Source organism: Kitasatospora sp. NPDC088779, from assembly GCF_040685395.1.
Classification (GTDB): domain Bacteria; phylum Actinomycetota; class Actinomycetes; order Streptomycetales; family Streptomycetaceae; genus Kitasatospora.
In genome coordinates, this window is the sequence record NZ_JBFBHW010000095.1 from 1 (window position 1) to 9,307 (window position 9,307).

12 protein-coding genes and 4 pseudogenes are annotated in these 9,307 nt (G+C 71.1%); 5 read left to right on the forward strand and 11 right to left on the reverse strand.

Annotation, left to right across the window (positions count from 1 at the left end; translation table 11 throughout):
• Positions 1–276 precede the first annotated feature (276 nt).
• The 3 genes and pseudogenes from AB0P03_RS40095 to AB0P03_RS40105 form a co-directional block, all read right to left on the reverse strand.
• Positions 277–387 (reverse strand): annotated as a pseudogene (locus tag AB0P03_RS40095) (IS5/IS1182 family transposase); the annotation flags it as partial.
• Positions 354–545: a hypothetical protein gene (locus AB0P03_RS40100; RefSeq protein WP_363633651.1), complete on the reverse strand. Its 192-nt coding sequence runs from the start codon at positions 543–545 to the stop codon at positions 354–356. The gene AB0P03_RS40100 and the pseudogene AB0P03_RS40095, both read right to left, overlap by 34 nt.
• Complete coding sequence (locus AB0P03_RS40105; RefSeq protein WP_363633653.1) at positions 520–1,206, reverse strand: type III effector protein; 687 nt, start codon at positions 1,204–1,206, stop codon at positions 520–522. Before AB0P03_RS40105 ends, AB0P03_RS40100 begins: the two co-directional genes overlap by 26 nt.
• Before the next feature lie 109 nt (positions 1,207–1,315).
• Here AB0P03_RS40105 and AB0P03_RS40110 point away from each other — a divergent pair, with 109 nt between their 5' ends.
• The 5 genes and pseudogenes from AB0P03_RS40110 (at position 1,316) to AB0P03_RS40130 (ending at position 3,372) form a co-directional block, all read left to right on the forward strand.
• Positions 1,316–1,750: an Hsp20/alpha crystallin family protein gene (locus AB0P03_RS40110; protein ID WP_363633654.1), complete on the forward strand. Its 435-nt coding sequence runs from the start codon at positions 1,316–1,318 to the stop codon at positions 1,748–1,750.
• 130 nt (positions 1,751–1,880) lie between these two features.
• Positions 1,881–2,174, forward strand: a complete 294-nt coding sequence (locus AB0P03_RS40115; protein ID WP_363633656.1) for an STAS domain-containing protein — start codon at positions 1,881–1,883, stop codon at positions 2,172–2,174.
• Between the two features lie 44 nt (positions 2,175–2,218).
• Positions 2,219–2,624, forward strand: a pseudogene (locus tag AB0P03_RS40120) (DUF2267 domain-containing protein).
• 57 nt (positions 2,625–2,681) lie between these two features.
• Positions 2,682–3,125, forward strand: a complete 444-nt coding sequence (locus tag AB0P03_RS40125; RefSeq protein ID WP_363633658.1) for a DUF2267 domain-containing protein — start codon at positions 2,682–2,684, stop codon at positions 3,123–3,125.
• A 13-nt stretch (positions 3,126–3,138) separates the two neighbouring features.
• Positions 3,139–3,372: a DUF6296 family protein gene (locus AB0P03_RS40130; RefSeq protein WP_363633660.1), complete on the forward strand. Its 234-nt coding sequence runs from the start codon at positions 3,139–3,141 to the stop codon at positions 3,370–3,372.
• A gap of 152 nt (positions 3,373–3,524) precedes the next feature.
• Here AB0P03_RS40130 and AB0P03_RS40135 read toward each other — a convergent pair.
• From AB0P03_RS40135 to AB0P03_RS40170, 8 genes and pseudogenes are all read right to left on the reverse strand, one after another.
• Positions 3,525–4,223, reverse strand: a pseudogene (locus tag AB0P03_RS40135) (restriction endonuclease).
• Between the two features lie 64 nt (positions 4,224–4,287).
• Positions 4,288–4,482 (reverse strand): hypothetical protein, encoded by a 195-nt coding sequence (locus AB0P03_RS40140; protein WP_363633661.1) that lies wholly within the window; start codon positions 4,480–4,482, stop codon positions 4,288–4,290.
• Positions 4,483–4,699: 217 nt separating this feature from the next.
• Entirely contained in the window at positions 4,700–5,197 is a 498-nt protein-coding gene (locus tag AB0P03_RS40145) for a hypothetical protein (protein ID WP_363633663.1), read from the reverse strand.
• 296 nt (positions 5,198–5,493) lie between these two features.
• Positions 5,494–5,865 carry a hypothetical protein gene (locus AB0P03_RS40150; RefSeq protein ID WP_363633664.1) on the reverse strand — a complete coding sequence of 124 codons (372 nt, stop codon included), beginning with the start codon at positions 5,863–5,865 and terminating at the stop codon, positions 5,494–5,496.
• Positions 5,866–6,048: 183 nt separating this feature from the next.
• Positions 6,049–6,564 (reverse strand): hypothetical protein, encoded by a 516-nt coding sequence (locus tag AB0P03_RS40155; protein WP_363633665.1) that lies wholly within the window; start codon positions 6,562–6,564, stop codon positions 6,049–6,051.
• Between the two features lie 100 nt (positions 6,565–6,664).
• Entirely contained in the window at positions 6,665–7,267 is a 603-nt protein-coding gene (locus AB0P03_RS40160) for a hypothetical protein (protein WP_363633667.1), read from the reverse strand.
• An 829-nt stretch (positions 7,268–8,096) separates the two neighbouring features.
• A pseudogene (locus tag AB0P03_RS40165) lies at positions 8,097–8,546 on the reverse strand (TniQ family protein); the annotation flags it as partial.
• A 21-nt stretch (positions 8,547–8,567) separates the two neighbouring features.
• Positions 8,568–9,188, reverse strand: coding sequence for a hypothetical protein (locus tag AB0P03_RS40170; RefSeq protein ID WP_363633669.1), 621 nt, complete (start codon positions 9,186–9,188; stop codon positions 8,568–8,570).
• Positions 9,189–9,307: the final 119 nt, after the last annotated feature.

Below are 9,307 nucleotides of genomic sequence, written 5' to 3' on the forward strand. Positions count from 1 at the left end.
TCGATGATCCACTGGGCCATGGTCAACTCCATGACCAACCGCCTGACCGCCAGCCCCGACAAAATCGGGCAATACCTCCGCCCGAAACCTCTCGCGGCAGCCTAAATCGGTATCGAACACCCTCTCAGAGCCAGCCATCGGTGGGGGCCAGTCCTTCGTGCTGCCTGGCGGGTTGTCAGCTCTGAGCGGTGAGGAGGGATTCCTGGGTGGCCTGGTAGCGGTAGGACTCGGTGCCGGTCTGGATCAGCGTGCAGCGGAAGGTGATCCGGTCGGCGATTCGACCACCCAGCGGCGGGGCAGGACCACGAACCCCTTCGCGTCCTTGGGTCGGCTGACAGTCTTGACCGTGAGGTTCAGGTACTTCTTCGCCCAGCCGACCAGCTGGCCCGGGCGTTGAGCCGGGCGAGGTGGTGGTCGAGGGCGGCGTTGACGGTGCTCGTGGTGGTGGCCACTCGTGCTTCGAGGTCGTGGATCCGGTCCAGGAGGTCCTGCCAGCGTCTTTCGGCGGCGGTTGCAGGGTCAGGTGCGGCGTCGGTCGCTGTCATCGCGGAGCTGGGTGGTGTGGTGGGTGAGGGTGTCGAGGCGGGTGGCGAGGTCGCCCTGGCCGGTGCCGAGGTGGGGACGGATGGCGGCGAGGGGCTCTATGAGGTCGGCGGGGTCGGTGGCGCCGAGGGCGGCGGTCAGGGCGGTCTGGGCGGGACGGGCGTCGGGAGCGAGTGCGGCCGTGGTGATCTGGGCGGCGAGGACCCGCAGCTCGGCGGCGTGGTCGCGGGCCCAGACGGTGACCGATCGGTCGGCGGCTCGCCGGTCGCGGACGGCCTTGACCCGTTCGGCGCCGGTACCGGACCGCGAAGCGTCGGCGGCGGGCTTGAGACGCAGGTAGCGGTTCTCGGCGGCCTGGCGGCTGGCGACGCCCATCGGGTGGGCGAGGTCGGCCCAGGTGGCGCCGGCCTCCCGGGCGCTCTCCACCAGGCCGGCTTCCCAGCCGGCGAGCTGGCCGCGCAGTTCGCGCAGCAGGACGAGTGCGGCCAGGGCCTGCTCGGGGCCTTCCTGCTCGTCAGGGGCGGTCGGCGGCCGGGACACGGAGTTCTGGGCGGTGCGGACAGCGTCGTCGATGGCGGCCAGCGCCGCCGCGGCCGCCAGGAACGAGACGGGCTCGGCTGGCGGGGAGGCGTCGGGGGCGGCTCTGCGGGACTTCTCGCTCATGAAGTCACTCTATAGGCGACATGGAAACTTGTCATCGGATGGATGACGCGCTAGAAAGGAGTCAGGTGAAGCGCACTGGCACCCATTCGATCAGTGGAGGTGTTTCGCAATGCTGCTGCGCACTGACCCGTTCCGCGAGCTGGACCGGCTGACCCAGCAGTTCCTCAACACGACCGGCACCTGGTCGCGTCCGACACCGATGCCGCTGGACGCCTACCGGGCCGGCGACGAGTACGTGATCTGCTTCGACCTGCCGGGGGTCGACCCGGACGCGATCGACATCGACATCGAGCGGAACATGGTGACCGTCAAGGCCGAGCGCCGCCCGCGCCGGGAAGGCGAGGGCACCAAGTGGGAGCTGTCCGAGCGCCCGCTCGGCGTGTTCTCCCGCCAGGTCATGCTCTCCGACACCCTCGACCCCGCCGGGATCACCGCCGACTACGACGCCGGCGTGCTGACCCTGAAGATCCCGGTCGCCGAGAAGGCCAAGCCCCGCAAGATCGAGATCAGCCACAGCGGAAGCCGCAAGCAGATCCAGGCCTGACCCGTTCCCCGATGCCGTTCCGGCCGCTCCCGATCTCTCCCCCCTCGATCGACAGGGGCGGCCGGAACACCCCCCGACCGCCGGGCCGGCCTCGCCCGGACCGGCCTACCCGCAGCGACGCGGAAACGCCATGAACGGCCACAGCAACCAGCCCTTCATCGTGCGAGCCCACGGCGAGATCGACCTCGACACCGCACCCTCGCTGCGCCGTGCTCTGGCCACCGCGCTCGAGTCGCACCGGGAGGTGGTGCTGGATCTGTCAGAGGTGACGTTCATGGACTGCGCGGGCCTGGGCGCCCTGGTCCGAGCCCGCAACCAGGCCGACCGGTGCGATGCCCGCCTGGTCCTGCGCGGGGCCGGCCGCTGCGTGATGCGGCTGCTCAAGCTGACCAGGCTGCACCGGCGCCTGGCCGTCGAGCCTTGAGGTCACCCGGGCGCGCCGGACCTTGGGACGGAGGAAGAACCGCGATGACGCTTCGATGGGAGGCGTTCCTGGAAGAGGTCCGGGAGCGCGGTGAGTACGACAAGCCCGCAGGAGGCCGAGCGGGCCGCCCGGGTGGTCCTGGCCCTGCTCGGCGCCCATCTGGTCGGCGAGGTGCGGGCCGAACTGGCCGCCCGACTGCCCGAGACCATGGCCCTGATCCTGCTCAACCCGCTGCAGGCCGCCGAGCCCCTCAACGCCGAGCGGTTCGTGCGCGCGACCGCGGCCTGGATCGAGGGCGCCACCGAAGCCACGGCCCTGTGGGACATCGGCGCCGTCCTGTCCACAGTGGCCGACGCCGCCGGCGACGACCTCATGGACCAGGTCCTGCTCCAGCTGCCACCCGGCTACGACCTGCTGTTCGACCGCCCGACCACAGGGACACGGCCCTGACCACCCCCCACACGCCGCCGGCCCGCCCAGCGGCCAGCCCTGGAAGGCCCCACGGTCATGACCCGCTACCGCCACCTCCTCCAGCAGGTCCGCAACCTCGGCCGCTACCCCACCGACGAGGAAGCCGAACGCGCCCTCGACGCCGTCCTGGCCCTCCTCGGATCCCAGCTCACCGGCGACGAACGCTGTGACCTCGCCGCAGCCCTGCCCGAGCGGGCCCGCGCCGTCCTCGCCGCCCAGATCCCCCTGCCCCGTCCCGTCACCGCCCCCGCCTTCGTCGAAAGCCTCGCCCGCACCCTGGGCACCAGCCTCACCGCCGCCCGCTGGGACGCCTCCTCCGTCCTGGCCGCCCTCACCACCCTCACCAACGACACCCTCACCGACCGCCTCCTCGTCCACCTGCCCCGCGGCTACGCCCTGCTGTTCGGTCGCGCGGACCCGGCCCGCCAGCGCGGAAAGCTCCGCGCCGCCCTGGCAAGCACCCAACCGCACACCGAATGAGGCGAGGCAACCGATGGACAGACCCCAGCGCTACGCGGTCACCCTGCCCGGCCCGCCCGGCCGGCATGGGCCGCCCGAGGTCGTCGTCGTCCACCTCACCGGCGCGTACACCGTTGCCGGGGAACTGGTGTACGCAGATGAGGCGGGCGCATTCCGGGTGGCGATCGAAGGAGAGGTGGCCCGGCCGCTCACCGCGTTGCCGGGGCCCGGCTGCCATGTCTGCCTTCACGCCGTGCCATTGCCCTGACCAGATGCTCGCGGCCCTCGGTGCCCGGGCGCCGTGCCGCACTCCCGAGCCGGTGGGCAGCCGTTCACGGGCCGAGTTCCCGTCACCGCCGTGACATCGCCGGTTGCACATGCACCCTCACGCCTGTGTACGCAGAGTAGTCGGACGCGGGGTCAGTGGTGGTGGCCGCTGCGAGGCGCGGGGATGCGGGGTAGGACGTCCCAGAGTGGCTGGTTGCCAGCTGCCCAGCGGGCGAGGGCGGTGCGATCGACGAGCTGGATGCCGTACTCGGCGCCCCAGCGGTGGGCTTCACGGGAGAAGCGGCCGTTGGTGACGACGACGGCGACATGGGCTCGGTGGGCGCGCTGGTAGGTGCCAGCGAGGGCGTACAGGACGCCGACGCCCACCGGCCTTCCGCCGGTCGGGTCCTGCTAGTGCTTGCACTGCACGGCCCAGCGCCGGCCCGCCGGGTCCTCGGCGAGGACGTCCACGCTCTGGTCGTTGGCCCTTCCGACCTTCCGTGCATGGCAGCCGTCGCGCTGCAGCAGGTCGCGCACCGCGTACTCGAACGCGTCCGGTGTCATGTGGTCGATCCCGCCCGGACCGCTGAGCGCCAGACGCAGCTGGGCGGCGCGCAGCCGGTGCTCGCGCGCCGCCAGCGCGCGGTGTCGCAGGACGACCGCGGCGGCGGTGCCGACGGTGAGGACGGCGGCGGCGGGGATCCACCAGTTCGCGGCCAGCCAGCGCAGGACGGCGGCCGCGGTGCTGAGCGCCAGGAGCGCCAGCAGGGCGTAGGCGAGCCAGGTGGCGTCGTCGCGGCGCGCGGGCCTGCGTCCTTGGCGCCGCCGTGCTGGCGGCCTGCGGCTAGCCATGTTCTGCTCCGGTCCTGTGCACGTCGGTGTCCTTCCGGGGTTCCTCTACTGGCCGGGGGAGTGGTCAGTGGGTGGCGTCGACGGCGATGCCGACGAGCTGGAGGATGGCGTGGCCCCAGGCGGTGGCGGCGATCAGGACGCCGAAGACGACGGCGGTGAAGACGGTGAACGCCTCGTCGACGCGGCTGCGGGCGTGGGTGGTGCGCCGCAGGCGGGCGATGATGACGATCGCGAGGACCACCGTCGCGCTGATTTGCACTGCCCACCCCGGGTTTCGACTTGACGCTGTGTGAGGCTCTGGTCACCGGGAGCCTTGCCGCATTCGGGTGAGCATGCCAGAGCGCCGACTATGCCGGGGGCGGTTTCCCGAAAACGGCCGGACGCGAACGAGTGCGGAGCCGCCGCACACCGGGCCCTTGCCGCCAGTCGATGGCATCCGGGGGTCGGGGGTGGGAAGCACTATCGGGACCCGGCCGTCAGGACAGTGGACCGGCCAGTAGCTGGGCGGCCAGGTCGTGCAGTTCGGCCACCAGATCCTTCGTCAGCCCGCCGCAGCACTCCTGTTGGTCCTCCGCGCGATACAGCCATCCGCGGACCGGCCGCAGCGGCGAGCCGGGGTCGTCGACGGGGCACAGCTCAAAGCCGATCCGCTCGGCCGCCAGCAAAGGGTCGAGGCGGCCGTCCAGCAGGTCCCGCAGGCAGTACCGGGCCAGCGCCCGGTCGCGGCCCTCAACGGTGGTGGGCAGCCGCAGCACCGGCCAGAATTCCTGCTCCAGCTCGGCCAGCAGTCGGTGCGCCTCCAGAGCGTCCGACTCGGACAGCGCGCCGAGCTCCCATAAGCTCAAGGTGTCCGCCCCGCCGGCCAGTGCCGCCCGCGCAGCCTCCACCGCCGCGGAGACCGTCCCCGGATAGCCGCCCAGGTCGCGCTCCAGCAGCACCCGGCGCAGCGGTTCCAGTGCCTCGTCCCGCTCCATGGCGCGAGCGTAGCCAACCGCTCCAGCCCGGAGCGACGCGTTTTGATCCGGCGGCGGCCGGCGCACTCCGCCAGCACCGCTTCCCCTGCCACCAATCAAGATCATTTGCCACAGGACACCCCTCTTCAACACTGTGACGGAGCACGCTAGTTTGCGAGTGGCCGAGAGGTAGGCCCTGTTCAGGGGGTTCGTGGAGCAGGCCGGTTTGCGAGTTCGGAGCGCGGTAGTTTGCGAGCACGGGCGCGGGAGTTCGGCCGGCGGTGACCGTAGGTAATAGTCGCCCGCAGGTCTGACGGTCAGACAGCCCGGAGTCGAGGGGCGTCAGGTTGCTGTGGCTCGGCTTCTGCAACGACCGTGAGGGGAGAAGGGGCCTCGACGTCGGCAGTCTCCTCCGCCTGGCGGCTTAGCTTCGATTTGAGGCTGATCAACCCGTTCTTGACGTGCGGTGCGGCCTTCACTGCAGCAAATGCCACTGCGGCTCCTGCTGCGAAGATCGCCAGGGCCGCTTTGTCCCCGTCGAACAGCACGGCGTGCGTGTTGAGCATGTTGTCGTCATCCCGTGCCAGCGGGCTCTTTCCGCCGGGCGTGCTCGACTGTGAGAAGTGTGTGTCGGAGGGACGCTTCGTCAGCATCAGCTCCCAGATCGAACCGCCCCAGTTGAATTCCATGGCGCAACTATAGGGGCGACCACGTGGGCCGCGGCCTGGAATGCACTGTTCTCCGCCTTGATCGGCGGGCGGGCCCGGGGACCTTGACCCACTTCCAGTCAAGGTCCCCAGCCCGTGGGGTGGCCCGGTGGCCGCCAGAGCGCCGAGCAGTCGGTGGCTGTCGGATGTCGCCGCGTTCCGGCTCTACTCCTGAACGAGGTCGTAGACAGCCCGTTGAGGGTCGGATTTGACGATGAGCCCGTCCGCGCACAGGTCTCGCAGGATCTGCCGGACTCGCTTCTCCGCTGCCCGTTGGTCTTCCCATGTGTGGCCATGGTCGCGCAGAGCGCTGATGGCGCGTTGTGGATCCCAAGTGCCGCCGAGGGTGCGGATCGCCTGGGCGAGGACGTGCTGCTCAGGATGGTCCTTCTTGCGGTGGTTGGCGATGCTGGCGGGGGCGCCGCTGTAGTTGCAGTCAGGGCACTTCTGCCACGAACAGTCCGGGTCGGTCACGGCGGCATGGCGGACGGAGTGGTGCGAGCCGTAGCCGTGGGCGTGAAGTAGCTGAGCGACGGACCCGTCGTACTTGAGGGCCATGAGCGCTGCTTCGGCGATCTTGTCGTGGCCGGCGGCGAAGAACTTGCCCAGGCCGACATCCTTCCCGCAGCCGCACCAGCACTTGCCGGTCGGGATGAGGCGGGGCTTCTCATTGCTTGGCATGCATCCAAGGTATCAATCCTTGGGTTGATGCCAAGGAGTAGATCCAAGGATGAAGTCCAAGGGTTGGCTCGATGTAAACGCTCGCACCGCCACGATCCGGCTACTGGGTGCGCCGGCCAGAGTCCTCCGGCGCTTGGGCCAGGATCTCGGCGTGTGCCGCCAGCGCCTTGATGAGCTGCCGGTATCTCTGCGTGGGCGCGTGGGTGGTCAGGGCTTTGATCACGCGGCGTTCCGGTCCGATCGGATCGGGGCGGCCGAGAGGGGAGAGCGGAGGCCGCATGGCCGGTGCCAGGCGCCATTCGCTGCCGGTGGCCTGGGCCCAGACGACCGCGGACGCACAGTCGCGCAGGAGCTCGTCCGGGACGGGGTATTTCCCGCGCCGCCTGGGGACGAAGTCGGCCTCCTGCTTGATGGTCTCCCAGTCGGCGGCTTGGAGGTGCCAGGTCGCGAGGCGCCTTCGGCGTTCGTGGTAGTCGATCGGGTGGGGGTCGTTCTCGACGTGCTGGGCGAGGCGTTCGAGCGCCTGGGTGAGGTCTTGGCCGTCGCGGAGCTGGGGGAGGCGGCCGAAGGGCAGGATCCGCTTGGCCGGATCGGTGAGCCAGGCCGAGGGGATGCCGAGGAAGCGGGCGGCCTCGCGTGTCGTGCTGGTCTCGGCGGCTTGGACGAGCTGGATGGCGGTCAGCCGCCGTAGTGCCCGGATCATCTGCGCGTAGGCGGCGCGGTCGCGGCCGAGGAGGACGTCGAGCCAGGCTGTGGGGATCTCCTGGGGGATGTTCTCGGCGCGGTAGTCCCGCCGGCCAAGGGGCAGCAGCGACCTGCTGTTCAGCAGGTCGGGCCAGGACGTCTGCGGCAGGCGCCGGTTGAGAGCACGGGTGGCCTCCGTCCTGACCGTCGTCGAGCAGGTCGTCAGCTGCTTCTTCCAGGTCTTGCCCCAGCGGGGGTGGCGGCGGTCCGGGATGTGCGCCAGCAGGTCGGCCAGCCGGGCCCGGAAGGCGTCGGGCTCCAGTTGGAGGCAGCGGGCGGCGAGGTGGAGGAGGGCGGCGGTGGCCGACGGCGGGGTGGGGGGTGCTGAAGGAGAACGCCGCCCGGTTGCTGTAGCCCCTGGTCCGCTCCTCGGGGGTCATGAGCTGTTCGCGCGTGACGAGGAAGTCGTCCAGGGCCGACTCCAGCCCGGGCGGCATGTCCGGCTCGGCGCTGTTGGGCCAGGCGGCGAGCACGACGGCGGCGACCGCCCGCAGGTCGGAGAACGTGCTGACGGCGTTCGAGGGGGCCGCGGCCGGGTCCAGCAGGGCCAGCAGCCTGTTCTGCAGGTCGGCGGTCTCGGCGGTGAGTGCGGGTTGCGCCGGGTAGTGGCCGTGGTGGTCGAGGCGGAGGCCGCAGAGCTCGCGCCGGTGGCGGCCCGGGTTGTTGCGGCACTGGGCGGGATGCAGCCCGCTGCTGGCGGCGGCAGGGACCAGTTGGCGGGGGCCGTCGGGGAAGCCGCCGTGGATCGGCTGCCGGCAGCCCGGACAGGTCTCGCGCAGGAACGCCTGGTGCCGCAGGCAGGCGAAGACGACCGGCAGGTGCCAGCGGAGGCTCCAGGCGCCGCCGTGCCGGCGCTGGATCTGAGAGGAGTCGCCGGTGAGGCAGGAGGGGCAGCAGTTGGTGGGGCCGGCCAGGACCCACTGCGGGAAGACCCAACGCGTCCGTTCCTGGCCGCTGCGGACCGGGGCGCCCGCGAACGGCAGGTAGCGCTCGAGGAGGGGACGGAGCGTCAGCCGCGCGACCTGGTCCTCGCCGAGCTTGGCGATGCGCGCCAACCTCGACAACGGGCCCGGTTCGAGCGACAGCAGGTGCCGGGCCGAGGTGACGGGATAGCCCTCGCGCGGGCTCAGTCCGGTCCGGAAGAACAGCTCGCCGGGTGCGACGTCCAGCCGGTGGCTCAGCCGCAGGAAGAGGCCGGCGAGGCTCTCCTGCGGCAGCGTGACCAGGCTGCGGGGCAGTGGCCGGAGGGCGGTCGCCGGTCAGCCCGCCGCGGGGGCGGCCTGGGGGCCGTGGTCGTCGAAGACCGTGTTGCGGCCGCGTGCCCGGCCCGGCCGCGGCTTCGCCAGCGCCGGTTCGGCAACCTGGTCCGGCGCGGCCGCCGGCTCCGCGGATTCCTCGCGGCCGATGACGATCCCGTCCAGGAGGGCTTCGTCCAGCCTCTCCATTCCGCTGTCCATGGCTTCCTGGGCGCCGTCGGCGATCAGCCGGCCGAGGATCCCGACGACCCCGCCGGAGCGGCGCATCAGGTACTCGGGCATGGTCCCCGAGGTGAGCATGCCCTTCTTCGCCTTCAGCAGCCGCAGGTGGTCCTCGATGCCCTGCAGGTGGTCGGTGAAGTCCTGGATCGCCTGGGGCGTGTCGTAGCGGAAGCGGTCGAGCTCGACCATCTCGAAGCGGCGTTCGGTCTGGGTGACCTCCAGGCCGTGGACGCGGGCGCTCTCCAGCGGCGGCAGCACCCACTGGCGTGTCCTCGCGTCCCGCCTGGCCTCGCGCAGCAGGCCCAGGCCCGGGATGTTGACCCCGGTCAGGATCAGGGTGACCTGGAAGCCCATCAGCGCGCGGACCAGGTCCAGCACGTCCTGGTCGTCGGCCCGGTGCATGCGGAGCCGGTTGATGTCGTCCAGTTTACCGACCGCAGGAGCTCGGACACCGGCTCTGAACTGCGACGATTCATAGCCTACATGTCCGCGACGGGACTGCAGGGCCATGTCCCGTCATC